The 25645-nt window shown below is 70.1% G+C and carries 26 protein-coding genes and 1 riboswitch; of the genes, 6 read left to right on the top strand and 20 right to left on the bottom strand.

The window, feature by feature from the left end; genetic code table 11:
• Positions 1 to 78 precede the first annotated feature (78 nt).
• The 3 genes from BLU77_RS18460 to BLU77_RS18450 are packed head-to-tail and all read left to right on the top strand — an operon-like array spanning position 79 to position 3016.
• Positions 79 to 1065: a citrate synthase gene (locus tag BLU77_RS18460; RefSeq protein WP_089774547.1), complete on the top strand. Its 987-nt coding sequence runs from the start codon at positions 79 to 81 to the stop codon at positions 1063 to 1065.
• 21 nt (positions 1066 to 1086) lie between these two features.
• A complete protein-coding gene (gene serC, locus BLU77_RS18455) occupies positions 1087 to 2193 on the top strand; it encodes a phosphoserine transaminase (protein WP_217632503.1) in 1107 nt (368 codons plus the stop codon).
• 7 nt (positions 2194 to 2200) lie between these two features.
• Positions 2201 to 3016 carry an SDR family NAD(P)-dependent oxidoreductase gene (locus BLU77_RS18450; RefSeq protein WP_089774543.1) on the top strand — a complete coding sequence of 272 codons (816 nt, stop codon included), beginning with the start codon at positions 2201 to 2203 and terminating at the stop codon, positions 3014 to 3016.
• Here the strand turns inward: BLU77_RS18450 and BLU77_RS18445 are convergent.
• The 8 genes from BLU77_RS18445 to BLU77_RS18410 all read right to left on the bottom strand — a co-directional run bounded on the left by BLU77_RS18445 (position 3013) and on the right by BLU77_RS18410 (position 12233).
• Positions 3013 to 3858 carry an energy-coupling factor transporter transmembrane component T family protein gene (locus BLU77_RS18445; RefSeq protein ID WP_089774541.1) on the bottom strand — a complete coding sequence of 282 codons (846 nt, stop codon included), beginning with the start codon at positions 3856 to 3858 and terminating at the stop codon, positions 3013 to 3015. The two genes, BLU77_RS18450 and BLU77_RS18445, sit on opposite strands and share 4 nt — an antisense overlap.
• Complete coding sequence (locus BLU77_RS22250; RefSeq protein WP_089774539.1) at positions 3858 to 5477, bottom strand: ABC transporter ATP-binding protein; 1620 nt, start codon at positions 5475 to 5477, stop codon at positions 3858 to 3860. Before BLU77_RS22250 ends, BLU77_RS18445 begins: the two co-directional genes overlap by 1 nt.
• Positions 5478 to 5531: 54 nt before the next feature.
• Positions 5532 to 6251 carry an ECF transporter S component gene (locus BLU77_RS18435; RefSeq protein ID WP_089774537.1) on the bottom strand — a complete coding sequence of 240 codons (720 nt, stop codon included), beginning with the start codon at positions 6249 to 6251 and terminating at the stop codon, positions 5532 to 5534.
• Positions 6248 to 6901: a YkoF family thiamine/hydroxymethylpyrimidine-binding protein gene (locus BLU77_RS18430; RefSeq protein ID WP_089774536.1), complete on the bottom strand. Its 654-nt coding sequence runs from the start codon at positions 6899 to 6901 to the stop codon at positions 6248 to 6250. Before BLU77_RS18430 ends, BLU77_RS18435 begins: the two co-directional genes overlap by 4 nt.
• A 66-nt stretch (positions 6902 to 6967) precedes the next feature.
• A riboswitch (TPP riboswitch) is annotated at positions 6968 to 7082 on the bottom strand.
• A gap of 96 nt (positions 7083 to 7178) precedes the next feature.
• On the bottom strand, positions 7179 to 8510 hold the full coding sequence (locus tag BLU77_RS18425) for an MFS transporter (RefSeq protein ID WP_089774534.1): 1332 nt from the start codon (positions 8508 to 8510) through the stop codon (positions 7179 to 7181).
• Positions 8507 to 8950 carry a MarR family transcriptional regulator gene (locus tag BLU77_RS18420; RefSeq protein WP_089774532.1) on the bottom strand — a complete coding sequence of 148 codons (444 nt, stop codon included), beginning with the start codon at positions 8948 to 8950 and terminating at the stop codon, positions 8507 to 8509. The genes BLU77_RS18425 and BLU77_RS18420 overlap by 4 nt, the downstream gene beginning before the upstream one ends.
• A 108-nt stretch (positions 8951 to 9058) precedes the next feature.
• Positions 9059 to 10660: an HNH endonuclease signature motif containing protein gene (locus BLU77_RS18415; protein WP_089774530.1), complete on the bottom strand. Its 1602-nt coding sequence runs from the start codon at positions 10658 to 10660 to the stop codon at positions 9059 to 9061.
• A gap of 94 nt (positions 10661 to 10754) precedes the next feature.
• On the bottom strand, positions 10755 to 12233 hold the full coding sequence (locus tag BLU77_RS18410; RefSeq protein ID WP_089774529.1) for an NCS2 family permease: 1479 nt from the start codon (positions 12231 to 12233) through the stop codon (positions 10755 to 10757).
• Positions 12234 to 12288: 55 nt separating this feature from the next.
• Between BLU77_RS18410 and BLU77_RS18405 the strand changes: the two genes are divergently transcribed.
• Complete coding sequence (locus BLU77_RS18405; RefSeq protein WP_089774527.1) at positions 12289 to 12528, top strand: DUF2530 domain-containing protein; 240 nt, start codon at positions 12289 to 12291, stop codon at positions 12526 to 12528.
• Positions 12525 to 13466, top strand: coding sequence for an NAD(P)-dependent oxidoreductase (locus BLU77_RS18400; RefSeq protein ID WP_089774525.1), 942 nt, complete (start codon positions 12525 to 12527; stop codon positions 13464 to 13466). The genes BLU77_RS18405 and BLU77_RS18400 overlap by 4 nt, the downstream gene beginning before the upstream one ends.
• A gap of 57 nt (positions 13467 to 13523) precedes the next feature.
• On the opposite strand, the gene BLU77_RS18395 is transcribed toward BLU77_RS18400, so the two are convergent.
• The 9 genes from BLU77_RS18395 to BLU77_RS18360 all read right to left on the bottom strand — a co-directional run bounded on the left by BLU77_RS18395 (position 13524) and on the right by BLU77_RS18360 (position 22095).
• Complete coding sequence (locus BLU77_RS18395) at positions 13524 to 14441, bottom strand: cupin domain-containing protein (RefSeq protein ID WP_089774523.1); 918 nt, start codon at positions 14439 to 14441, stop codon at positions 13524 to 13526.
• A gap of 128 nt (positions 14442 to 14569) precedes the next feature.
• On the bottom strand, positions 14570 to 15460 hold the full coding sequence (locus BLU77_RS18390) for an ROK family protein (RefSeq protein ID WP_089774521.1): 891 nt from the start codon (positions 15458 to 15460) through the stop codon (positions 14570 to 14572).
• Positions 15457 to 16167, bottom strand: a complete 711-nt coding sequence (locus BLU77_RS18385; RefSeq protein ID WP_089774519.1) for a copper homeostasis protein CutC — start codon at positions 16165 to 16167, stop codon at positions 15457 to 15459. The genes BLU77_RS18390 and BLU77_RS18385 overlap by 4 nt, the downstream gene beginning before the upstream one ends.
• Positions 16164 to 16448 carry an MlrC C-terminal domain-containing protein gene (locus BLU77_RS23325; protein ID WP_483880077.1) on the bottom strand — a complete coding sequence of 95 codons (285 nt, stop codon included), beginning with the start codon at positions 16446 to 16448 and terminating at the stop codon, positions 16164 to 16166. The genes BLU77_RS18385 and BLU77_RS23325 overlap by 4 nt, the downstream gene beginning before the upstream one ends.
• Positions 16445 to 17665: a M81 family metallopeptidase gene (locus BLU77_RS18380; protein WP_483880076.1), complete on the bottom strand. Its 1221-nt coding sequence runs from the start codon at positions 17663 to 17665 to the stop codon at positions 16445 to 16447. Before BLU77_RS18380 ends, BLU77_RS23325 begins: the two co-directional genes overlap by 4 nt.
• A gap of 11 nt (positions 17666 to 17676) precedes the next feature.
• Positions 17677 to 18543 carry a carbohydrate ABC transporter permease gene (locus BLU77_RS18375; RefSeq protein ID WP_089774517.1) on the bottom strand — a complete coding sequence of 289 codons (867 nt, stop codon included), beginning with the start codon at positions 18541 to 18543 and terminating at the stop codon, positions 17677 to 17679.
• Complete coding sequence (locus BLU77_RS18370; protein ID WP_089774515.1) at positions 18533 to 19462, bottom strand: carbohydrate ABC transporter permease; 930 nt, start codon at positions 19460 to 19462, stop codon at positions 18533 to 18535. The genes BLU77_RS18375 and BLU77_RS18370 overlap by 11 nt, the downstream gene beginning before the upstream one ends.
• 3 nt (positions 19463 to 19465) lie before the next feature.
• A complete protein-coding gene (locus BLU77_RS18365; RefSeq protein WP_089774513.1) occupies positions 19466 to 20737 on the bottom strand; it encodes an ABC transporter substrate-binding protein in 1272 nt (423 codons plus the stop codon).
• Between the two features lie 26 nt (positions 20738 to 20763).
• Positions 20764 to 22095: an alpha-L-fucosidase gene (locus BLU77_RS18360; RefSeq protein ID WP_089774511.1), complete on the bottom strand. Its 1332-nt coding sequence runs from the start codon at positions 22093 to 22095 to the stop codon at positions 20764 to 20766.
• A 116-nt stretch (positions 22096 to 22211) separates the two neighbouring features.
• On the opposite strand from BLU77_RS18360, the gene BLU77_RS18355 reads away from it, so the two are divergent.
• Positions 22212 to 23360: an ROK family transcriptional regulator gene (locus BLU77_RS18355; protein WP_089774509.1), complete on the top strand. Its 1149-nt coding sequence runs from the start codon at positions 22212 to 22214 to the stop codon at positions 23358 to 23360.
• Here the strand turns inward: BLU77_RS18355 and BLU77_RS18350 are convergent, their stop codons facing one another.
• The 3 genes from BLU77_RS18350 to BLU77_RS18340 all read right to left on the bottom strand — a co-directional run bounded on the left by BLU77_RS18350 (position 23361) and on the right by BLU77_RS18340 (position 25611).
• Positions 23361 to 23990, bottom strand: a complete 630-nt coding sequence (locus BLU77_RS18350; protein ID WP_089774507.1) for an acVLRF1 family peptidyl-tRNA hydrolase — start codon at positions 23988 to 23990, stop codon at positions 23361 to 23363.
• Positions 23991 to 24016: 26 nt separating this feature from the next.
• A complete protein-coding gene (locus BLU77_RS18345) occupies positions 24017 to 25255 on the bottom strand; it encodes an MFS transporter (RefSeq protein WP_089774505.1) in 1239 nt (412 codons plus the stop codon).
• A gap of 95 nt (positions 25256 to 25350) precedes the next feature.
• The gene (locus BLU77_RS18340; protein WP_089774504.1) at positions 25351 to 25611 is read right to left on the bottom strand and encodes a hypothetical protein; all 261 of its coding nucleotides are present in this window, start codon (positions 25609 to 25611) and stop codon (positions 25351 to 25353) included.
• Between the last annotated feature and the right edge of the window lie 34 nt (positions 25612 to 25645).

Here is a 25645-nt window from a genome sequence, read left to right as displayed (position 1 = left end):
GGCATCACCGCACAGCACCTCCTCCGCCGCCGTCCGGCGGCGTCAACCAGCCATCCCGGAGATCGTTAGCCTGACACCATGAGCACCACGTGCCCGATCTCTTCGATGGACCCAGAGCGGGGCCTGTTCTACCGCGGTCGGGACGTGCGCGACCTGGTGTCCCAGTCCGGGTTCGAGGACGTTTGGGGACTGCTCGTGGACGGCGCCCCGGGTCACGCGCTGCCGCCTGCTGAGCCGTTCCCGCTGACCGTGCGCACCGGCGACCACCGGGTGGACATGCAGAGTGCGCTGGCCCAGCTGGCGCCTGTGTGGGGCTTCCGCCCGATCGGTGAGATCAGTGCATCGGCGCTGCGCGACGATCTGGCGCGCGCCTCGGTGATGGCGCTCTCCTTCCTCGCCCAGTCGGCCCGCGGTGAGGACCTGCCGGCGATCGGGCAGCGGCAGGTGAACACCGTCGGCGGCACGGCTCGTCGGTTCGTGATGCGTTGGCGCGGCGAGGTGGACGAGGCGCACGCCCGCGCGATCGACGCCTGCTGGGTGGCGCTGGCCGACCACGGACTCACCTCCTCCACCCAGGTGGCCCGGCAGATCGCGGCCACCGGCGCGGACGCGGCGGCGTGTCTCTCCGGCGCCGTGGCCGCCGTGAGCAGTCCACGCGGCGGAGGGGCCGCCGTCCGGGCGCTCGGACTGATCCGGGAGGCTGAGCGCTCTGGCGACCCCGAGGCGGTGGTGGCCCGCGCCCTGGAGGCAGGAGCGCTGTTCGGGTTTCATCAGGACGGCTACGACGGCACCGATCCACGGGTCGAGGCGTTGCGCGGGGTGGCGATCGAGCTCGGTGCCCCCCGGCTGGAGGTGGCCGACGCCGTCGCCCGGGCCGGGTACACCGCCCTCAGCGAGCGCGGGACACGCCCCGCCGCCGCCTTCGGCAGCCATGCGATGTTCTGGGCCGGTGTGCTGCTCGATCTCGCCGAGGTCCCCCCGCCGATGTTCACCGCGATGATCGCGTGCAGCAAGGTCGCCGGATGGAGCGCCCACATCCTGCAGGTTCACGACGAACTGGGCTGAACAGGTGGGATGATCACCTCCATGACGACGCTGGCCCTGCCGACCGACCTGCTGCCCGCCGACGGACGTTTCGGGAGTGGTCCGAGCCGGATCCGTCCCGCCCAGTCCGACGTGCTCGCCGCCCTCGGCACCACGGTGATGGGCACCTCGCACCGTCAGCCTCCGGTCCGGCATCTGGTGGCCCGGGTGCGCACCGGTCTGCGGGACCTGCTCGCCGTCCCGGACGACTACGAGGTGGTGCTCGGCAACGGCGGTTCCACCTTCTTCTGGGACGCTGCCACGTTCGCGCTGATCCGGGAGCGCTCCCAGCACGTGAGCACCGGCGAGTTCGGGGCGAAGTTCGCCACCGCGGCCCGGCGGGCCCCGTTCCTCGCTGACCCGAGCGTGATCGCCGCTGAGCCGGGCACCCTCGCCGTTCCAGAGCCCGAGGACGGAATCGATGCGTACGCCTGGGCGCAGAACGAGACCTCCACCGGGGTGGCTGCACCGGTGCAGCGGGTCCCGGGCACCGAGGCGTTGATGCTGGTGGACGCCACGTCCGCGGCCGGTGGGATCGGCGCCGACCTGGCCGAGTGCGACGCCTACTACTTCGCCCCGCAGAAGGCGTTCGGCTCCGACGGCGGACTCTGGTTCGCGGTCCTCTCCTCCGCCGCTCTGGCTCGCATCGAGGAAATGGGCGGGCGCTGGGTGCCCGAGTCGCTCTCCCTGGCCGCCGCCGTGGAGAACTCCCGCAAGGAGCAGACGCTGAACACTCCGGCGATCGCGACGTTAGCGCTGATGGCCGAGCAGGTGGAGTGGATGCTCGCGGGCGGCGGTATCGACTTCGCGGCCGGACGGTGCGCCGAATCAGCGGGCATCCTCTACGACTGGGCCGACCGCTCCGAGTACGCGACGCCGTTCGTCACCGATCCTGGGGCCCGCTCCCCCGTGGTCGGCACCGTCGACTTCACCGATGACGTGGATGCCGCCCGGGTGGCGTCGGTGCTGCGGGAGAACGGGGTGGTCGACATCGAGCCGTACCGCAAGCTCGGCCGGAACCAGATCCGCGTGGGCATGTACCCCTCGGTGGACCCGGCGGACGTGGCGGCGCTGACCGCGTGCGTGGACTACGTCGTCGAGAACCTGTGAGGCCGTGATGCGCGGACTGAATGATCGGGTGGCCCTGGTAGCCGGCGGGGCCCACGGCATCGGTCGCGCGATCTGTGCACGGCTCGCCGAGGAGGGCTGCCAGGTGGTGGTGGCCGATCTCGAGGCCGACGCAGCCGAGCGGACGGCCACCGAGGTGGGTGGCGTCGCGGTCGTGTGCGACGTGACGGACCAGGAGCAGGTGCGGGCCGCCGTCGGGACCGCGACGGACCGGTTCGGCCGCCTGGACATCCTGGTACCGAACGTGGGCGTAGCGGCGGCCGACTCCCTGGAGACCATCGACGACGAGGGGTGGGCGGCACAGGTGGAGCCCACCCTGCACGGGGCGGTGCGGTGCATCCAGGAGGCCCTGCCCGCCCTGCTGGCGGCGCCCGGGGGCGGCAGGATCGTGGCGACGTCGTCGGTGAACGGGATGGCCGCCGTCGGGAACATCCCCTACTCGGCCGCCAAGGCCGGGCTGATCAACGCGATCGGGAACATCGCCGTCTCGCACGGGCCCCGTGCCCGGGGCACGGCGGGTGCCTCCGCCGGGTGGGTCCGGGCGAACGTGGTGGCGCCGGGCACGATCCGCACCCGGAACTGGACCGAGAACGGTCCCGAGCAGCGTGAGATGCTCGAGCGCATCCCAGCCGTGTACCCGATGGGACGGGTGGGCCTGCCGGAGGAGGTGGCCGCCGCCGTGGCCTTTCTCGCCTCCGACGACGCCGCCTGGATCACCGGGGTGACGCTCCCCGTGGACGGAGGTCTGCTGACCGGCCCGCTCACGCACATGATGCAACTCGGCTGGCCGGAGCCGACGGGCTAACCGAAGACGCCCAGCTCGCCCAGACCGCGCAACACGCCGAGATGGGCGGAGACCCCGAGCACCAGGGCGAGTGCTCCGAGTGCCACCACGGCGAGCACCGCATCGGCGGGGCGCAGGTCCGACGGCGCAGCGATGGTTCGCCGTCCTGCCCCCAGGCCGCGGGTCTCCAGGGCGATGGACATCCGCTCGCCTCGGCGTAGAGAGGTCACCAGGAGGGTGAACGCGGCGTGCGCGAGTGCGCGGGGCCGCGTGGACGGGCCCACTGTCCGCCCGCGGTGGTCTCGCCCGGTCCGCTCCCGACGGCGTGGGTCGCGCACGGCCTGGGCAGCGCGGATGGTCTGCCACGTCTCCGGCAGTTGCTCGAGCAGGCGGTATCCGGCGAGCACGGCGTAGGCGAACCGGCCGCTGAGCCGGACGTGCTGGTGCAGGCTGGTCATCAGCCGGGCACCGTCGGTGGTGAGCACGAAGGTCACCGAGACGATGCCGATCAGCAGGGTGCGCATCGCCAGGCCGGCGCCGATGGTGAGCCCCTCGGAGGTGATGTCGAGGGCCAGCACCCGGGCAATCGGTGCGCCGTCACGGGTGGTGGCGTTCACCAGCAGCAGGCTGAACGCGAAGGCGACGAACGGGATGTGGGCGCGCAGCAGGGTGACGACGGGGATCCGGCCGGCGAGCAGGGCGGCCGGCCAGGTGAGCAGGTACAGCGCCGTGGGGGTGATCGGGTCCACCACCGCCGTGATCGCCAGGCACACCACGAGCACCACGGCCAGCTTGATCGTGGGGTCGCGCCGGTGCAGCAACGAGTCCACCGGGAGCGGTCGTCCGAATGCAGGGGCGTTCATCAGACCACCCCCACCCGGTCGGGACGCTGCTCAGCGTCCTCGAGTGCCAGCTGGTCCAGCCCGTGCAGCAGGGCCGGCAGTCGCCCCGGGTCGCCGTGCGCGCCGACGATCCACGCCTCCAACAGCGGCGGCAGTCGCAACCCGGCGCGGCCCAGCACCTGCGGGGTGAGTACCTCCGCGGTCGGGCCGGCAGCCACCGGAGCTCCGTCGGCGAGAAGCAGTATCTGATCGGCGAGGGAGGCCACCAGCCGGAGGTCGTGGCTGACCAGCACCACCGCTCCCCCACCCTCGGCGATCCGGCGCAGCTGGGTGGCCACCGCCAGGGTGGTGCGCCGGTCCTGCCCGAAGGTGGGTTCGTCGGCGAGCAGCACGTCATCACCCATCGCCGTCATCGCGGCGAGAGAGAGCCGACGCTGCTGCCCGCCGGAGAGCCGGAACGGGTCCCGGTCGGCCACCTCGGTGAGCCCGTACGCAGCCAGCACCTCCACGGGATCGGGGGCTCCGCCGTCGTGCTGACCTGCCAGGCCCAGCTCAATCTCCGCCCGGGCCGAACGCGCGAGGAACTGGTGCTCGGGGTTCTGGAACACCATGCCCACCCGCGCTGTGCCCCGCACGTTCTCGGCGGGCAGCAGCCCGGCCAGACCGAGCAGCAGGGTGCTCTTGCCGGATCCGTTCGCCCCCAGCACGGCAGTGATGGTGCCGGCGCGCACCTGCAGGTCCACGCCCCGCACCACGTCGCGGTCTCCCCTGCGGACCGCGAGGTTCTCGGTGTGCAGCAGCACGTCCCCGGGGTCCGGCCGGGCCGGCGCTGCTGGCCCCACCGCGGCATCCAGGGCGCGCAACCCATCGGCGAGCGCGGCAGGTCCCGACGGCGGAGCATGCGTGCCACTGCCCGCTCGCCCAGGCTGCCTGGTGAGCCGGCGCACGGCCCGCGCCACCTCCACGCCGGCGGGCACCCAGGTGCCGGTCCCGGCCGCGTCCTCGGCAGCGAGCAGCTCGTCGGTAGGGCCGGCCGCGGCCACGGTGCCGTCCGAGGCCAGCAGCACGCTGCGTGCGGGGAGCGTGCCGAGCTCGTCGAGGCGGTGCTCGATCATCAGGCTCGCTCCGGGCAGCCCGGCCAGCAGTGCCCCGACCTCTCGGGCCGCGGCCGGGTCCAGCAGTGCGGTGGGTTCGTCCAGCAGGATCAGCTCCGGGCGCGCGACCAGGGCGGCCGCGAGCGCCACCCGCTGCCCCTCACCCCCGGAGAGCTCACTGGTGCGGCGCCCGGCCAGGTGCCCGGCGCCCACCGCGGCGAGCGCCGCCGTCACCCGGGGCCCGATCTGCTCGGGTGGCACGGCGCGGTTCTCCAGGGCGAAGGCCACCTCGTCCACCACGGTGGGCAGGCACAGCTGATCGGCCGGATCCTGGGTGAGGGTGGCCACGTGCCTGGCCAGCTCGGGCACGGGGGTGAGGCGGGGGTCCTGGCCGCACACCTGCCAGGTGCCGGTCACATCCGCCTCGATGGTGCCCGGAACCACCCCGGCGAGGGCACGCAGCAGCGAGCTCTTGCCGGACCCGGACCGGCCGAGCAGGAGCATGCGCTCCCCCGCAGCCAGGTCCAGGTCCACCTGGCGCAGCACCGGGGCGTCGGCGCGGGGTAGTGCACCCCCACGTCCCGCAGGTGGAGCACCGTGTCAGGGATTGTCCGCTCCCGACGACTCGTCCGGCCGGGTCCGGGCCGACACTTCCGGCTGGGTGGACTGCTCCGGTGCCGCGGTCGGTGCCGGCTCGGTCGCACGTCCGGTCGCTCGTTCGGCCTCGCGGGCCGCGCGGCCGATGGCGTAGTTGTCGAGCACTCCGGTGCGCAGCAACGCGTCCCCGATCACCTTCGCGAGCAGTCCGCACAGCAGGATTCCGGAGGCGAACTGGAAGCCGACCCGCAGGGCGAACAGATCCTGGCCGGCCCAGCCGAACCGCACCATGCCCAGCACGAGGTTCGCGAGGGCGGCGGTGATGCCGGAGACCACGAAGACCCACCAGCCGTACCGGCGGTACCGGGTGGCCGCGAAGGCTGCTTCGGCGCCGACCCCTTGGATCAGGGCGACCAGGATCAGCGTGGGACCCACCGGGGAGGCGAGGAAGACGACTTCCACGATCGAGGCGATGATCTCCACCACGATCCCGACGCCAGGCTTGCGCACGATGTACAGGGCGAGCGGGGCCACCACCATCCAGCCGCCGATGAGCACGTTCTGGGCGAGATCGCCCATCGGCCCCATGGCGACCTGCAACCAGCCCCACACCTGCACCAGGGCCCAGTAGAGGAACCCGAAGACCACGGCCAGCACGGCCAGCAGCACCAGATCGTGCAGGGTGACCGGCCGCCGTCGGGGGGTGGGAGTAGCGGCGCTCATCGCGGGCCTCCTGTCGGGGAGTTCAGTGACACGGTCACGTGAGTGGCCACGTGCCGCACATCGGCACCTACCAGCAGCCAACCGGCGACGACGGCCGCCAGCACGTCAGCGAGGTCACCGTCGAGCCGGGTCACGTAGTGCTCGGAGCCGGAGTAGACGCCGAGCTGCTTCGCGTTCTCGATGGCGGCGTAGATGCCTGCCATGTGATCGGCATTGGCGCCGTCCTCCAGGGGGTACAGGGCCCAGTGGGCACTGGCCTGCAGACCGGTGGCGGCGGTTGGGTGCGGCACCTCGGGGGCGTACGCTGCGCCGTCGGCCACCTCGCAGGCCACCTCGCCCGGGCAGCCGCGGGAGAGCAGTACGTGGGCCACGGTGTGCACACCGGTGCGGCCGGCGTGCGCGATGGTCTCGGTGAGGTAACTGAGCAGGCGGTTCTCCGGCCCCCGCACGAAGGTGGAGACATCGTCGGTGGTGAGGGTGAGCCCGTCGGTGTCCGCGGCGTCCAGGGCGCCGAGGATGACGTCGATGAAGGAGTCGGTCATCGGGTGCAGGGAGAAGCGCGCGCCGGTGCCGTAGGCGTCCGGGGCGGGCTGGGTGCCTACGTCAGTGGCGGGGCCGGCAGATGCTGCCCGTGCGCTGGGGTGGGACATGTGGGTCCTCCTCGTTGGCGGGACCCCCGAGGGACGTGACAGGACGGGTACCCACGCACGGCGGTACTCGCATCTGTTGCCCAACTCCCTACGCCGGTGCGAACCGGGTCAGGTTCCTCGGGTCTGCGGCCGCGGTATGCGACCACACTCTCAGCGCCAACGCGCTCCCCGGGGGCTTGTGTCCTCTCCAGCGTACTCCTCGACGAGCCGGCGTCGACCAGCCGTCCGCCTCGTGGGCAACAGGCGGTGATGCGAGCCACCGGCTCACGTAGCGCCCTCAGGCGGCGTGCGAGCGGTCCACGCTCTGCTGCCCGGCGATCTCGACCCGGGCCGCCTCCAGGGCGGCGCGCTCCTCGGCATTGGTGAGCAGCAGGTGCGGGCGCTCACGCATCCGGTAGCGCACCTCGATGTGCCAGTACTTGCGTGCCCAGATCGCGGCTGCGGCGGCCACCAGCAGCGCCGCGATCGCGCCGATCCCGATGGACCAGCGCGGGCCCCAGGCATCCGCGATCCACCCCACGAGCGGCGAGCCGATCGGGTTCCCGGCGAACAGCACCACCACGTACAGGCTCATCACGCGACCGCGGAAGGCCGGGTCGATGCTGATCTGGATGGCGGCGTTGGCCGAGGTCAGCATGGTCAAGGAGGTAAATCCGACCGGGATGCACGCCAATGCGAACAGCTCGTAGGTCGGGGCCAGGGCAAGCAGGGTGGCGCTGACGGCGAACCCGAGCGCCGCCACGATCACCACGCGGACCCGCGGTCGCTTGCGGCGGGCAGCCATGAGGGCGCCGGCGAGCGAGCCCACTGCGAGGATGGAGCCGAGGATGCCGTACTCGCCGGCGTCCTTGCCGAACTCCACGCGTGCCATCACGGCAGAGGTGAGCTGGAAGTTCAGGCCGAAACCGCCCACCACGAACACCACGGCCATGATCATGATGATGTCGCTGCGGTGGCGCACGTAGGCGATCCCGGCGCGCAGCTGACCCTTGGCCCGCGGGGTTCGGGGCACTTTCCGAAGATCGCGCGTGCGCATAGCGAGCATGGCCGCGATGGTGGCGGCGAAGGAGACCGCGTTGATCAGGAAGACCCAGCCAGGGCCGAAGGCAGCGATCAGCAGACCGGCGACCGCAGGGCCGATCATCCGGGCGGCGTTGAACGAGGCGCTGTTCAGCGCGACCGCGTTCGGCAGCCCACCGGTGGGCACCAGCTCGGAGACGAAGGTCTGCCGGGCCGGAACGTCGAAGGCGCTAGCGATACCGAGCAACAACGCGAAGATGTACACATGCCACAGCTCGGCGTGCCCGAGCAGCACGAGCAGACCGAGCGCCGCGGCGAGCGCGCCCATCGCTCCCTGGGTGACGATCAGCAACTTGCGCTTGTCCAGCCGGTCCGCGAGCACGCCGGCATACGGGGTGAGCAGCACCGAAGGGACGAACTGCAATCCGGTGACGATCCCGACGGCGATGCCGGAATCGTCGGAGAGCTCGGTGAGCACCAGCCAGTCCTGCCCGATGCGCTGCATCCAGGTACCGATGTTCGCCACCAGTGCCCCTGCGAACCAGAGGCGATAGTTGAACTGGCGTAACGAGGCGAACATGGCGCTCACTGGGTGGTGATCCTCCTCAGGATCTCTTCGGCGTCAGAGAGGGTCTGGCGTTCTGCTGGGGTGAGGGACTTCAGGCGGCGGGCCAGCCATTCGTCCCGACGGCGTCGTGTCTCCTTGATGTAGACGTTCCCGGCCTCCGTCGCGGTCACGAGCACCTGACGGCGGTCGGTCGGATGTGTGGTGCGGGCCAGCAGTCCGGCCTCCTCGAGGCCCCGGATCGTCCGGGTCATCGACGGCGGTTGGACGTGCTCACGCGCAGCCAGCTCACTCGGAGTGAAGGGACCGTTCGTGACCACGCTCGCGAGCACCGACCGGTGGGTCTCGGACAACTGCCCGGCCTGCTCGGCGCGCAACTTGCGAGAGGTCCGCAACAGCGTCATCCGGAGCCGGGAGGCGAGACCCCCGGGAGGCCGCGGGGCGCAGCCACGTTCATTTCCCATCGCCAGCGATGATAACTCGTTACTTTGGCTAAGTAAAGACCAGTGAGCGCGGCCACACTCGGGCGCGGCCGCTCACCGGTCGACCCCGCGCCCGACCAGACCGGGCGGTCAGAACGGCGGGTCGCGCCCGTCCTCAGGGTCGCGACGCGGCGCACCGGGCGTGCCGGCACCCAGGTTCGTGGTGGCACCGTCGCGCTCGCGCCGATACTGGTACCCGGCAGGCGTGGTCCACTCGAAGACCCCCGGTTCGATCTGGGTCACAGTGAAATCGCCGTGGGTCTTGAGGAGATGGTCGCGAGTGCACAACGGACCGAGGTTGGACACACCCGTCCGCCCACCTGAACCGAACGGGATCGTGTGGTCGAGCTGGCAATGGTCGGCCTGGTGCGAGCACCCGGGCCGCACGCAGGTCCCGTCTCTCGCCCGGACAAGTTCGGCCATCCCGGGTGGTGGCCGATAACGGGTCCTGCCGATGTCGAGCACCGTTCCGGTCACCGGGTCGGTGACGAGCCGCCGCCAGATTCCGCCGGCGGCGACCGCACGCGCGGTCGTCGGCGCGATCGGCCCGTAGCCAGCCAGGATGGGCACGTCGCTCCCCGCGATCGCGGCGCCAGACATCTCGCCCTCGTGCCGGTCCGGGAGCAGTTGGTCGAACGGGATCGTCACCTGGATATGTGGCCGGCGCCCACCGATCACGCCCAGCGGCGTGCCGGAGGGAGCCGGGCCGCCGTCAGTGGCAGGAGCGCTGGTCCCGTCAGCGACTACTCCACCAGCACCAGCACCAGCACCAGCACCAGCACCAGCACCAGCACCAGCGGATGGTCCAGCGCACCCGCACCCGCCGAATGTCCCGGTAGCCAGGGCCTGACTCCCCAGCCCGGTCAACGCATCGAACCGAAGCTGCTCAAGAGTGCGAGCATCCCCCTCATGCTTGGCGGCCCGCGCGGCGGACTCGAGCGCGACATCCAGGGCATGCACCTCGGTGGCCGGACCTTCGACGCGGAGGGAGGCGACGCCGTCAGGCAGGGCACGCGGGCGGGAGACGCGCCGCTCCGCCCGCCTCGCCCGCGCCCGCCCCTCCGCCTCAGCGGGGTCGACGGCGATCAGCGCCTTGGCCACGTCGGCGCGCACCTGGGCCGCGGTACGGCGTGGAGCCCGCTCGATCACCGCATCTTCGACCGCCATCGCGACCTGCCAGGGAACGCCCTCCACCCCGTCCGTGATCGCGGCCGCGCGCGTCTGATCGATCTGGCCAAGCGCAAGCGCCGAACCGGTACGGGTCAGGACCGTCTGCACAGCTCGACCCCGACGGACCAGCCGATGGCCTTCGCTCTTCGTGGTGCGCAGCCGCAGCGCGAGCTCGTCACCAGCCACTCCCACAGGACCGCGCGTGTGCTCGGCCAGCGCTCCGGGTTGCATCGATGGACGGTCGGCCAGGGCGGCCGCAGCGCGGAGGGCAACCTGGTGAGCATGCGCCTCGACCCGGCGGGCCGCGGCGACCATCTCCACCAACGCCGCGTCATCCGCCTCCTCGGCGTCGAGCAGATCCAGCCGGTCGAGGAGCGCACCGCCGGGCAGGCTGCTCGCGAGTTGTTCATGAAGCGGCCGACGTCGATGCGCAGCCCTCTCACCTGCAAGTCGGCGTTCGAGCGCAGTGGGGACCCACGAGCCGTCCGGCCCGCTCTTTTCGTCCACCACGACGTCGAACATGCGTTCTATGGTAGGTGGTGGTCGCGCGCCGCGCAACCGCTGTGGACAACTTTTCCCTGATGCATGCCCCCACCGTCTCAGGAGGGTCTGACATTCACCCCGCGAGCGCCTGCAGCGGCCCCCGCACGAAGTACAGGACGAACAGCACGGCGGTCACCCACATCAGCGGGTGCACCACGCGAGCCTTGCCGAGGGCCACCTTGATCACCACGTACGCGATGAAGCCCGCCCCCATCCCCGCGGTGATCGAGTAGGTGAACGGCATCAGCACGATGGTCAGGAACGCCGGGATGGCCACCTCACCGTTCTTCCAGTCCACGCCCGTCACCTGCGTCATCATCAGGAAGCCGACCACCACGAGTGCCGGTGTGGCTGCCTCGTAGGGCACCAGGTCCACCACCGGCGCGAGGAAGGTGGCGAGCAGGAACGCCACCCCGGTCACCACCGAGGCCAGGCCTGTGCGGGCACCGTCGCCCACACCGGCAGCGGACTCGATGTACGACGTGTTCGAGGAGACCGATCCCATGCCACCGGCGGCCGCGGCGATCGAGTCAACCACGAGGATGCGGCGGGTGCCCTGCGGGTTCCCCTCGGCGTCCAGCAGCTTCCCCTCGCTACCCACCGCCACCATCGTGCCCATCGTGTCGAAGAAGTCGGCGAGCAGCAGCGAGAAGACCAGCAGCACCATCGTGACCAGGCCGATCTTCTCCAGCGAACCGAGCAGGGAGAACTGCCCGAGCAGGGCGAAGTCCGGCATGCGCACCCAGGTGTCGGGCAGCTCCGGACTGTTCAGCCGCCATCCGTTCGGGTTCGGGGTACCGTCCTCGTTGAACGCACCGCCCACCTGCGCGATCGCCTCGATGACGATCGCGAGCACGGTGGCGCCGATGATCGCGATGAGGAGCGCCCCACGGACCTTGCGCAGGTGCAGCACGATCGCGGTGAGCAGCCCGATCACGAACACCAGTGCGGGCCAGCCGGCGAGCGATCCCGCGTTCCCGAGCTCGACCGGGGTGGCGAGCGACGCCGGGATCCGCACGATGCCCGCATCCACCAGACCGATGAAGGCGATGAACAGGCCGATCCCCACGCTGATCGCCGTGCGCAGCTCCTTCGGTACGGCGCGGAACACCGCCTCGCGGAAGCCGGTGAGCACCAGCAGCAGGATGATCAGCCCTTCGATCACCACCAGGCCCATCGCGTCGGGCCAGGTCATGTCCGGCAGCACGGCGATCGAGAAGGCCACGACGGCGTTCAGGCCTAGTCCCGCTGCCAGGGCCAGCGGGAAGTTGGCCACCAGGCCCATCAGGATCGACATGAGTCCTGCCACCAGCGCGGTGGCCGCCGCCACCCGGGCTACGGCGAGGCCTTCGTCGCCGCCGATGAAGGATCCACTCCCGTCGGCCACGGTGCCGATGATCAGCGGGTTCAGCACGATGATGTAGCTCATCGCGAAGAAGGTGACCAGCCCGCCGCGTACTTCGCGGCCGACGGTCGATCCCCGTGCGGAGATCTTGAAGAAGCGGTCCAGGACGCCAGGGGTCGCCGTCGTTGTCGACGAGGGGGTGCTCATGTGCCGTCATCTTGGCAGAACCTGAGGCGGCTGGGGAACGCACTAGGATCGATTCGTGCGTGACCACCCCCGGCAGGAGCTGCGACCAGCGAAGGTCAACGCGAAGGCGCTGTTCGTGATCGGCACGTCCGCATGGCTGCTCGGCCTGCTCACGCTCGGCGTGATGCACCTGGCTGAGCGCACCCCCGACGGACGCTACGCCTGGGTGTGCGTGGCGGGCATCGTGCTGGGCGCCGTCGGGTACTGGTGGGCACACAAGGTGCACCTGATCAACGATGAGGGAATGTCTGAATGAAGCTGCTACTGCCGAGCTCGATCCCCCTGTCCCTGGACGCGCCTGACGGTGTGCAGACGCATGTCTACGACATCAACGCGCCGATCCCGGCCGAGCACCGCGACGCCGAGGCCGTGGTGGTCTGGTCGAACCCGTCGGACCGTCTGGCCGCGATGGTCGACGAGCTGCCCCGGCTGCAGTGGATCCAGGCACTGATGGCCGGCACCGACAAGGTGGAGGAGGCGGGGTTCGGCAGCGACGTGGTGCTCTGCTCGGGTCGCGGGCTGCACGACGCACCGGTGGCCGAGCACACCCTCGCCCTGCTCCTGGCTGCTGCCCGGCGGTTGGACCACGCCGTGCTCGCCCAGACCGACTCGGCCTGGTATGCCTCCGACGACGCGCACCGGCCGTTCGGCGCGATCGAACGGTTCAGCACACTCACCGGCGCACACGTGGTGATCTGGGGCTTCGGCGGGATCGGCACCCGGCTGGCGGGCTACGTCTCCGCGCTGGGCGCACGCGTCACCGGGGTCGCCACCAGCGCCGGCGAGCGAGACGGGTATCCCGTGGTGACGGCGGCCGACCTGCCGACCGTGCTGCCCACTGCGGATGTGCTCGTCAACATCCTTCCGGCCACCCCGGCCACGGAGAAGGTGGTGGATGCCGAGATCCTGGGCATGCTCCCCGACCGGGCCTGGCTGGTGAACGTCGGGCGCGGAGCCACCGTGGACGAGAACGCACTGGTCGCGGCGTTGGAGGCGGGATCCGTTGCGGGAGCAGCGCTCGACGTATTCGCCACCGAGCCGCTCCCCGCCTCCTCGCCGCTGTGGAAGGCACCGAACACGATCATCACCCCGCACACGGCGGGCGGGCGCCCCGAGGCGCCCGAACGACTCATCGCCGCCAACCTCGGCCGGCTGCTCGCGGGCGACGATCTGCTCAACGTGGTGGCGCGCTGACGCTTCAGCACGTCAGGAGCGGCGCTCTCGATTCGCCTGCGTCGCTGGTCAGTCGCCCTAGTCGGTCGGCCCGGCGTCACAGAACAGCACCATCCGCCCCGGCGTCCCGATCCATGCCTGCCCGGCCGGAAGGTCGGTGCGCAGGCCGTGGGCAAGAACAGGCCAGCGCTGCCCATCGACCTCCACCCAACCGTCCTGGTCCAGTGCGGCTGCGGCGGCGGAGGGACCGAGCGTCAGCTCCCCCCGGCCGGCGGCCACCTGAGCCAGCGAGACACCGTCCTCGGCCGGGTACCGCCGCAACGCGTCCTGGCCGACCCCGGGAACGAGCCGCGCCGGCCCGACCCGGGCGTCCAGGCGCTGCAGCACGGCACCGGTGGCGATCGGTTCCAGGGACAGGCCCACGGTGATCGCTGCGCCACGCGTGCGTGCCACGTGCAGCCCGCGGCCGCTGAGCAACCCGTGCACCATGCCGGCCCCGATCTGCAGCACATCGCCCGGGGCAAGGCGCTGCTCGTGCAGGAACACGCTCAGCAACAGACCTGGATCGTCCCCGTGGTGCCGAGCGAGTTCGACCATCCGGCGTAGCACTGGCTCGTCACCGCACTGCGCGGCAGCCACGGCGGCACGGCGGGCGAGGGAGATCTGCGCTGTCCTCCCGGTGGCGAACAGCAGCCCAAGGGCGTACAGCAATGCCTCACCACGGTCCGGCCGCCGCAGCACGCTGATCACATCCGTCAGGCCGTGCACCCCGAGCCGATCCAGATTCGCCGCGATCTGTACCGGATCACGGAATCCGGCCAGCAATGTGCACTCGGTGGCAGCCACGACCCGCATTGGGCCGTCCTCCGGGCGTCGCAGCCCGAGCGGCAACGGATGATCGGCGTGCAGCCACCAGGAGCGGGCATCCGGATCGGGCATCGCCCGAGACCGCCGCCGGCTGCGGACCTCGCGCACAGATTCGGCGTGCACACTCATCTCGCACTCATCCCTGAGACGCCCCCTCGTCACCTGCCGATGTGATCGGTGTGACAGCGAGCATTGCGGGGCGAAACGAACACGACGTAGCCGCGGTGCAGCCGCTCGGTGAACTGTGCGGCGAGTCCTCAGCCCACCTCGTCAGCGGCAGCCAGCACCGCACCGTGCGCAGCAGCCCACACACCCAGCTCGGCCAGCCTCATCTCGGGCAGCCGGTGGAAGGTTGCCTCTCGACGTGCCCTCTCGAAGGCCGGGTGGACCGTCCAGGACGGCGAGCGTGCCACCCCTCCCCCGATCACGATCACCCCGGGGTCGAGCAGCGCGCTGACCTGCAGCAACGCACGCGCGAGGCCGTCGCTCGCCTGAGCGAGCACCGCCTGGGCAGCCTCGTCCCCCGCCTCCGCTGCCACGACGACGTCCCGCGCCGTGGGTGGATCGGCCCGGCTTGCGCTCTGCTCGACCCACCGCAGGCCCAGCTGCCCTCCGCCGATGAGGGTCTCCAAACACCCGGTCTGCCCGCAGGAGCACCGATGTGCCCCGGCGATCGCGACATGTCCGACCTCGCCGGCCCCTCCGTGGGCGCCCGCACGTACCTGGCCGCCGACGATATGAGCTCCAGCGATCCCCGTCCCGATGGCGATCACAAAGACATCGTCGGCGTCCCGGCCGGCCCCGAGGGTCGCTTCACCGACCGCCGTCGCAATGCCGTCCTGGACTGCCGATCCCGGAATCCCGACAGCCGCCGAGATCCGCTGTGCAGGCGCGGTGCCGTCCAGCCACGGCATGTTGACGCTGCGTCGGACCACGCCGGTCGCGGCATCGAACGTCCCAGCGACGGTCATGGCGAACCGGGCCACGGGCTGGTCGCCCACGAACCGGCGCACGTCCTGCACCAGCACGTCCAGGCCCGCGGTCGGCACCGACTCCCGGGCGAGGACGGGCCCGTCTCCCTCAGTCCCGTCCACGAGCAGCAGCTTCGTGTGCGTGCCGCCGTAGTCGATTCCCAGCAGGGCGTTCATGCCTCACCTCCCCTCAGTGCGGCAAGGATCTCGCCGGCCGCGCGCTCGTCGGTGGTCTCATAGCCGTTCCCGCCATCGGAGCCCAGTGCGAGCGCGAGCGCATCGTCCACCCGCCGTTTGGCAGAGGCGTGCACCGCGTCCACCCCGGTCGCCGCCACCTGCACTACGTTCACCGCGCTGATCCCGGCGCCGGCCATCACCTCGAGCGCCCCGTCAGCCCGACGGACCAGGCGGGTGAGCACGTCCAGCGCGTCCACCGCGCGCGCGGCGCCACCGGAGGTCAGCACCCGCCGCACCCCCAGCTCGAGCACCGCATCCAGCGCCCTGTCCAGGTCCACCAGCACGTCGAACGCGCGGTGAAAGGTGACCTCGGGCGCCACATCCTGCACGGCACGCACCAGGTCGGTATCGACGACGCCACCGCGCGTGCCACCCACGACGACGCCACTCGCCCCGGCAGCCATCGCCGCGCGCGCATCGGCCACGATGAGCCTGTGCTCCTCGGCGGCGTAGTCGAAGCCGCCCGCTCTGGGTCGGATCAACACATGCACGGGCGGTCCTGCGTCGGCCGCCGCCTCGATCAGACCGCGGGACGGCGTAAGCCCTCCCGTGGACAGTGCCGTGCACAGCTCGATCCGGTCTGCTCCGACGGCCCCCGCGACCCGGATTCCGGTGAGGTCCTGCACGGCCAGTTCGAACGCCGTCATGCGCCCGCTCCGCCTTGCACGCGCGCCCGAAGTTCGGGAGCCTCGACGAACTCGTCGAACGGGAACATCGGCCGCCGGATCCGGCGATGGCCGAGCCGGTGCAGGTCCTGATCCACCGGCCCCGGGGTCAGGGCGAGCGTCCACCCCTGCGCGATCTCGTACAACGTGGGCTCCAGGTAGCCGATCTTGGTCACGATGAGGTCCGCCTCGTGCGGGTCCAGCCCGAGCGCGGTGAAGTCCGCGGTCGCATGGAACGCCTTCCGGAACTCGGTGACGATCACCCGAACTCCCCGACGGCGATCACGGCGATCCGCCCAGCCGCCGGGTCCCCCTCATGCAGACCGTGCAGCACACCGCGCACGCGCACCGGAGGGCTGACCCGATCGTCCACCCTGGCCCCGACGGTCACGTCCACCGGGTCGCCGACCGCACTGCCGAACAGGTCATCGATGGCGCCGGCATCGAAGACCGACGCCACGTAGGTGAGCGGGGCGTCGGCCCCGACGAGATCGTCCCGTTGCAGCACACGGGTCAAGGTCCACGTCACGTCTCCCGAGCCACCGGCCCCCGGGTTGTCCCCCGAGTCGCTCACCAGGTACGGGCGCGCTTTCCCAGCAGCGCGGTGTGCCAGCGCAGCGTCGATCCCCTCGTCCAACGTGCCGGTCGGGCCGACGAAGTCGAACTGCCCGCGCACCCGCCAGAGCGCCTCAGCCAACCCTTCCGCCTCCCGGGCGACCACCCCTCGCTCCTCGCCTGTCACGATCACCGAGGCGTGGCATCGGGGCTCATCGGCCCAGGCGTACCCGATCCAGATGCTCGCATCAGTCACCCCGGGCAGCTCGGTCACCGCCGGGATGCGCGCGTACAGGCTCCGCGCGGGTTCGGACCTGGTAGAGGTCTGCTCGCCCGCGAGCAGGATCGGCACCGGCACCCAGGCCCGCACCGGCCGCTGGTCACGCCCGATCCAACGCAGCAGGTCCCGCGCCGAACGCTCTCGGGTCTCCCAGGCGTCCTCGTGCGGGGCCATCCGAAAACAGGTGGGCAGGTCCACGAGGCGGACGAGACGTTCAGTGATATTTCCGTGCAGGTCCATCGGCGCCGCCAGGAGCGGTTCCTGCCCGACGGCGTCCCGCACCGCCGCTACCAGGTCACCTTCAGCGTCGTCCATCCCTTCCACGCTCATCGCACCGTGGATGTCCAGGTACACCCCGTCCACCGGCCCCTCGGCCAGGGCCGCACGCAGCCCGGTGACGATCCGTTCCCGGAAGTCGGCGTACACGGGGGCCAGTACCTGCCCGCCCGGGATCGCCTTCGTGACGAAGACACCGATCCAGTCGGCGGCTTCCCGCAACGGCTGCCCCGGGGCCAGGAAGGGGTAGCGCCCCAGCACCTCGGGCCCCGTGAGCACCGGGAAGTCCCGGTAGTCGGCCCGGTGCGCGGCATAGGCGCTGGACTCGATACCGATCCCCACCACGGCGATGCGGGGGCGCTGGTCCATGCTCTCTCCTCTCATCGACCGGCGATCCCCGCCGTCGCAATGCCCTTGACCAGGTGCTTCTGCAGCAGGATTACGATGAGCGCGGTCGGCACCATTGAGATCACCGACGCAGCCATCTGCAGATCCCAGCGCGTACCGAACTGTCCGGCGAAGGTGGCGAGACCGATCGGGAGGGTGCCGAGGTACCCGTAGTCGTTCACCACGATCAGGGGCCACAGGTAACTGTTCCAGAACGAGATGAAGGTGAACACCGTCAGCACGGCCATCGCTGAACGGGACAGCGGCACGATGATCGTCAGGAATGTGCGCACGGCTCCCGCGCCATCGACTCGGGCTGCTTCCTCGAGCTCATAGGGGATTCCTCGCATGAACTGACGCAGTAAGAACGTGCCGAACGCCGTGAACGCGAACGGCAGGATCAGTGACTGTGGGGTGTTCACCCAGCCGAGCCACTGCATGAGCTGGAACATCGGTACCACCACCACCTCCTGCGGCACCATCAAGGTGGCCAGGAAGAGCAGAAAGACCACATCCCTGCCCCGCCACCGCAGTCGCCCGAAGGCATAACCCGAGGTGCTGGAGACGACGACCACCAAGATCGTGCCGGCGATGGCCACGAAGAACGAGTTGCCGATGTAGGTCCAGAAGGGGCCGAACTGGAAGACTTCGACAAAGTTGCTCCAGCGCACCTCGTCACCGATGAGCGTCGGTGGCACGGAGAAGATCTGGTCATTCGGCTTCAGCGCAGAAAACACGGCGTAGACCAATGGAACCGCGAATACGGCTGCAGCCAGGACCACGCACACGTGCGCGATGATTCCGCCTGGAGTGACCTGTCTGGCCCTCGTTGGTGCTGCGGTGGCGGTCTCAGACTTCATAGTGCACCCACTTTCGTTGGGCCTTGAACTGCAGCGCCGTGATCGCGATGATGATGGCGAAAAGGATCCATGCGGCGGCCGCGGCCAAGCCCATCTTCTGGAAGATGAACCCTTGGTTGTAGATGAACATCACGATGGGAAGCGTGGCGTTTCCTGGACCTCCTCCGGTGAGCAGTTGCGGCTGTGCAAACACCTGGAGGGAGGTGATCATCGTCATCACCGTGGTGAAGAAGATCGCCGGGGACAGCAGCGGCAGCATGATCCGGGTGAGCATGCGCCAACCCTTCGCACCGTCGATCCGGGCTGCCTCGAGCACCGGTTCCGGGAGCTGTTCCAGGGCGGCGCAGAAGATCAGCATGTTGTAGCCCATGCCCTGCCACACCGACATCACAATCACCATCACCATCGCCCACTGCGGGTGATTCAGGAAGCTGGGCAACTCGATGCCGAACCACGCGGTGCTGAGCCCGTTGAAGAGCCCGTTCGGCTGCAGCAGCATCTTCCACACCAGCACGTTCGCCACCATCGGGGTGACGACGGGGATGAAGAACAGCACCCGGAACGCAGCCCGGCCCTTGATCCTCGGACCGAGCAGCAGCGCCAGGGTGAGCGAGACCACGAGATTCAGCGGCACGAACCCGAGGGTGAAGATCGCGGTGTTGCGTAGCGCCGGCAGGAAGTCCGGGTGGCTGGTGAACAGGTCCGCATAGTTGCCCAGCCCCACGAAGGAGCGCGTGCCCCAGGCAGGCCAGTCGTACAGGCTCATCACGATCGAGAGGAGCACCGGCGCGATCGTGAACAGGCTCAAGCCCGCCAGGGCCGGGGAGATGAACCCCAGCGCCTGACGGGACTCGATCCGCCGCAACCTGCTCCGACTACGCTGCCCCAGCGGCGCTTCGGGTACAGAAGTGGCGGTCATGGCTCACTCGCCGAACTGCTGCTGCGTCTGCTCGAGCACGTCGGCGATGGTCGACTGCCCGGTGTACACGGTCACCAGGTTCGGCTGGAGCGCCTCGTTCACCTGCGCCCAATCATCGGTGGAGCGCTGCCCCTCGAGCCCGGTGAACACCGCCTCGAATGCGGCCCGCACCTCATCCCGCACGGCCTCGTCGAGGGATTCGAAGTACAGCGGCTGGGAGTCGACCCGGGCCGGGTAGCTGCGCCCGGACGAGGCGATCTGGTCCTGGGCGGTCTCCCCCACGAGGGAACCGAGCACCCGCAGGGCCTCCTCCGGGTTCTCACAGTCGGCGGAGATGCCGTAGCCGGAGCCGAGCACGAGGCCGAGGCGCTCACCGTCCTGACTGGGCATGTCCACCATGCCGGCGGAGAATCCCGCCTCGTTGTTGAGGTAACTCACCGCGTTCCAGGTGCCGTCCACCGCCATCGCGACGTTCCCGGCCTGGTACTCCTGCTCGCCCCAGCCGGTGTCCGAGGCAGACGGCGGAATGGAGCCGTACCCGTCGGCGGCGATGCTCGCGTACCACTCGGACGCGTCGACGAAGGCCGGGTTGGTCAGGTCGAGCGCACCCGATTCGTCCACCGGCTGCACGCCGGCGCGGGCGATCGGCAGGGCCATCCACTGGAACTCGCCCATCCCCATCCCGAAGGCGGTGCCATCGGCACCCAGCCCCTCGAGCGCGGCATCGAAATCGTCGAACGTCCACCCTGCCTGCGGTTCGTCGAGGCCAGCCTCAGCGAACCGGTCCTTGTTGTAGAAGACGAGCATCGCTGCCGCGTCGTAGGGCATGCCGTAGAGGGTGCCGTCGTAGCTCATGATGTCGAGCGCGCCGTCGGTGAAGTCGGCCGGGTCGATCCCGGCGATCTCCAACTCCTCCTCACCGAGCGGCAGGAACGCCTCGTGGTATCCGGACAGACGCTGGCCGTTCATCGACGTCACGCAGGCGACGTTGCCGGAGGCGAGGTTGGTGGTGAGCTTGGTGAAGTAGTCGTTCCACGGGGCGTGCTGGAGGCTGATGTCCAGGTCAGGGTTCTCCTCTTGAGCGATCGCGAGCTGCGCCTCGAGGTCAGCGATGTCGTCCTCGCTGCCGGCCCACATGTCCCACACGATCGAGGTGGTGGCACTGTCGCCGTCACCGCCTGATCCTCCGCTACTTCCCGACGGCGTCCCGCACGCGGCGAGCGCTACTGCACTTCCAGCGGCCGTCAGGGCCGCAAGAGACCTGGTGATCTTCATTGTTCGTCCAATCTCTCGGGGGATTTTCATGCGTCCGGGGCGAGGAAGAGCTCGATCACGGGGATCGCTACCTCGGGCCGGACGGTGGGCAGGTGAAGGGTCAGGGTGCCGGCGGGCTGCCCGCCGGGTTCGGTGTTCCATGCCTGCTGGTCCGGTGCGCTCTGGCTGGTACGGATCTGCGACCCGTCGTGCAGCAGCCGCGCGAACTTCACCTTGTCGGCCAGGTCGCGCAGGTGGACGTGTCCGAACGGCCACACCAGCAGGTGCAGGTAGAGGCGGTTCTCCCGTCGGGTCAGGACGGTTCCCGATGGTGCGTCGTAGGCTGCAGCACCGGCGCCGATCACGGACTGGGAGTGCAGCCGCATCCACTCCCCGATGGCCGTCAGCGACGTCTCGTCGCGGGGGGCGACCGCTCCGCGGCCGTCAGGGCCGATGTTGAGCAGCAGGTTCCCGTTCTTGGAGACGGTGTCCACCAGCATCCGCAGCAACAGGTCCGGGGACTTGATGTCGAGGTTGTCCCGGTCGTAGCCCCAGGCGCCGTTCAGGGTCTGGCAGGCTTCCCACATCACTTCGGCGCCATCAACGATCATGGGCTCGTCCGGCTGGTACTGCTCAGGAGTGACCAGATCACCGGGGATCCACAGGCGGTCGTTGACGATGATGTCCGGCTGCAGCTCGCGGGTCATCGCGAGGAGCCCTTCGGAGTCCCAGTCCTGCGGACCCTTGCCCGCCCAGCCGTCGCGGTCGTCGACGTAGGTGAAGTCGTAGAACAGGTAGTCGATCTGCCCGTAGTTGGTGAGCAGCTCGCGGACCTGACCGTGCAGGTACTCGCGGTAGCGCGCCATGTCGCGCCCCTCGTTGAGCGCGCTGGCGTCCTCGCGGTCGCGCAACGGGTGGTGGTAGTCGATCGTGAAGTCCGGGTGGTGCCAGTCGATGAGGGAGAAGTACAGGCCCACGCGCAAACCCTCGGCCCGGAACGCCTCGACGTACTCGCGCACGATGTCCCGGCCGAATGCGGTGACCGAGCTGTAGTCCGAGAGCGCGGTGTCGAACATCGCGAAGCCCTCGTGGTGCTTGGCGGTGAGCACCGCGTAGCGCATCCCGGCCTGCTTCGCCGCGCGCGCCACCTCAGCAGCGTCGAACTGGTCGGGGTCGAAGAACTCGGCGTTCTTCTCGTAGTCCTCCGGTGCGGTGCGCTCGTGCGTCATCACCCACTCGTGCCGACCCAAGGTGCTGTACAGCCCGAAGTGGATGAAGAGGCCGAACCGGTCGTGGGTGAACCAGTCGTGCGGGTGGGTCATCTCGTTGCTCCTTGCCCGATGAGACGTCTGAGGGCGTCGGTGCCGCTCGCACTTCATACGGTATCCGGACGATCTTCTTTCTGTCCAGGTAGAAAGTGTCACAACAAAGTTACTTCTATTCCGCAAGAAGTGGCAGAATGGACGCAGCACCATCAGCGATGTAAGGAGCGTCCATGGCCCGCCCTGCGGCTACCGCGTCCACCCGGGACCGGATCCTGATGCTGATCGGCTCCGGGCGCGCCCGGAGCCGCGGCGATCTGGCCGACGCTCTCGGCAGCTCACCGTCCACCGTCTCTCAGCACGTGCAGGCGCTGATCAACGCCGGTCTGATCGAAGAGGGTGAGGCACGCGAGTCCAGCGGGGGTCGCAAACCGCGGGAGCTGCGCCTCGTCGACGGTGACGAGCACATGGGCGTGATCGACCTCGGTGGACGGCACGCGCGCCTCGGGGTGGTCCGTCGTGGTGGCACGATCGTCGCGACCCGGGAGGTGCCGGTCGACCTGCGCCAGGGTGCTCCTGCCGTGCTCGCGGCGGTCGGGGACGGCGTGCAGCAACTGCTCGCCGAGGCCCACGTCGACGGCCGGCTCATCGGGACCGGGATCGCCCTGCCAGGCCCGGTCGACGTGCTCCGACGCGCCGTGGAGAGCCCCTCCCGGATGCCCGGGTGGCAGGGGCACGACATCGGCGCGCTGCTCGAGGAGACGATGGGCGTACCCGCCGTGGTGGAGAACGATGCGAATGCGATGGCGCTCGGCGAGCACTTCGACCGCGCGCACCCCGTGCGGCACTCGGTGACGGTGAAGGCCGGCACAGCGATCGGCGCGGGCGTGGTGGTCGATGGCCAGGTGTACCGGGGCGCCGGCGGCGTGGCCGGCGACATCACGCACACCCGGGTGAGCGCAGCCGGGGAGACCCCCTGCTCGTGCGGCAACCGCGGTTGTCTGGAAACAGTCGCTTCAGGCGCGGCCCTGGCCGGCCTGCTCGCCGGCCAGGGATACCCCGTCGAGACCACAGCGGACGTCCTCGCCCTGGTGCGTGACGCGGACCCAGTCGCCACCACCTTGGCGCGCACGGCCGGACGACACCTGGGAGAGGTGCTGTGCGCCGTCGTGAACTTCTTCAACCCGGGAGCGGTGTACCTGGGCGGAGCGCTGGCTACGCTCGAACCGTTCGTCTCGGCGATCCGCAGTCAGATCTACGAAGGTGCGCACCCGATGATGACGCGAGCGTTGGTGATCGAGCCCTCCCGGCTCGGGGCGGACGCCAACCTGGCGGGGGTGGCACGGATCCTGGACGAGACGCTCTTCGAGCGCGCCGGCTGATCACCCACGGGTGGGATCGTCGATGCGGATCTGAGCCGAGCGTGCCCGGGCGAGCGCCGTACGCAGCACCACCAGGCGCGGGTCCGGCAGGTCGTACAACTCGCGGCGCGGCAGTTCCGGGAGAGCGCGCTGCCCGGTGCGGGTCGGAAGCTCGTCCAGCACAGCGGTCGCCAGCGCCCGGTCCCCACCGAGGACCACCCCATCCGGGCGCTCCGGCAGCAGCGCCGCTGCCGCCTCGGCCACATGCAGTACCAGGGCGTCGGCCTGGTTCCCCCGACGGCGGGCGAAGCGTTGCTGGGACCAGCCGCCGGCCGCCGTCCGGGACTGCACGTACCGTCGTCCGGTGCGGTGAGCGGTCAGCTCGTCCCCGCGTGCCGCGCCCACGGTCCAGCCGCCGCGACGTACCAGGATCAGCGAGAGAGCGTGCGGGCCGCGAGCCCAGTCCCGCATCGCCTCCACCTGGTCCGGAGGCTCCGTCGGCCAGGCAGTGATCCGCGCTGTGGCACCATCCGGGGCCTGCAGGCGTAGCGCATTCCCGACGGCGTCAGTCACCGTGCCGGGGTGCTGGTCGCTGAACCGGGTGAGCCAGCCGGGCAGTCGGGAGGCAGCCACTTCGATCCGACGTTCCACACCGTCATCGTGACAGACGGATGATGTCACTCCAGCAGGCCGGCCCGACGGCGGGTGGTCCGGTTTGCGTGCACGCTCCACCGAGGCACCCAGCGCGCCAGTGCGAGCACAGCGAGCACGCCGAGCCCACCGGTGGCACCGATCCCGGCGGCCAACGACCCGAGCGCTGCGCCGGCGGAGACCACCAACGGTCCGGCCGCCATGCCGGCATCACCGTAGAGCCGCCAGATGCCGAGGAACTGGGCCCTGGCATGCTCGGGTGCGGCATCTGCACCGAGTGTCATCAGCACTCCAGAACCGATGCCGTTGCCGAGGCCGAGCACGACGGCCACGATGCTCACCGCCACGAGCCCTTCGGTGAGTGGCAAGACCGCCATCGCACCGGCGGTAACCGCCATGGACGGGATCGCGATCCACAACCGTCCCATCCGGTCCATCACCTTGCCGGCCGGGTAGAACAGCAGCATGTCGACCCCGCCGGCCACACCGAACACCACGCTGGTGGTCGCCGGTGCATAGCCGAGGCTCTCGGTCCACAGCGGGAGAACGGTCTGCCGCGCGCCGCGGATCGAACCCACGAGGATCACCGCGATGCCCAGCGTGGTGAAGACCGGTCGCAGGTCACGAAAGACCGACCACGTGGAGACCCGTGCCCGCGCAGGCCGCACCGGCTGAGTCCGTGACACGCGTTCTCGCGCGGCCGGTCCCGCCCACCAGACGACCACGGCCGAGAGCAAGGAGGTGGCGGCGCCGAGCCAGTACGACGGGCCGGCATCGCCACGACCCAGCACCAGGGCTGCACCCAGGAACGGACCCAAGAACGTCCCGATCCGACCCACCCCACCGAGCGAGGCGAGGGCACGTGCCCGGCGCATCGGGGAGATGACCTCGGTGAGATAGGTCTGGCGGGCGAGCCCATACACGGCAGCGGTCGCCCCGACCACCGTGACAGCGACCCCGAGAACCCACAGGTTCGGCGCCAGGGCGCACGTGGCGAGCGCCGCCATCGCAAGGAGGGAGGATCCGATCATCGCTGGCCGCTCGCCGAATCGTGCGGCGATGGCCCCGGCAGGGACATCAGCGAGGATGTGCCCGATCGGCACCAGGGCTGCGACCAGGGCCGCGGTCGCTGGGCTCGCACCCAAGCCGATCGCACTGACGGCGATCATCGGCGTCATCGCGCCGACACCGACGCTGAACAGTAGTGCGGGGAGGTACACACCTCGAAGGAGAGGGCGCAACGAGTCACCAGCAGGTGTGCTCATGCAGAGGTGGTCCTCCTGGCTGTGTTCTGCCGGCTCGCGAGGGACAAGGGTCAGCCGGTGGCGCGGATTCGCGCCACCGGCTGGTCAGTCAAGACTCAGATGAGTTCTTCGTCGCCGCCGCCCTGGACAGACTGCTGGGGCGGAGTGCTGATCAACTCCTCGTCACCGCCGCCGCCCTCGGAGGACTGCTGAGGCGGGGTACTGATGAGTTCCTCGTCACCGCCGTCCCCTCCACCCAGAATGGTCACGGTTCCGGCTGAGACCACACCGGACGCGGCAGGTGCGCCGATCAGTAGCGCGACGGCTGCAAAGCCCGCCACCACGGCTCCGCGCGCGCGAATCGAAATCGACTTCATGGCATGTCCCTCTCCTCGGATGCGCCGGACCCCG

The organism is Ruania alba (assembly GCF_900105765.1).
Classification (GTDB): domain Bacteria; phylum Actinomycetota; class Actinomycetes; order Actinomycetales; family Beutenbergiaceae; genus Ruania; species Ruania alba.
This window is presented reverse-complemented; position numbering and strand designations above follow the sequence as displayed.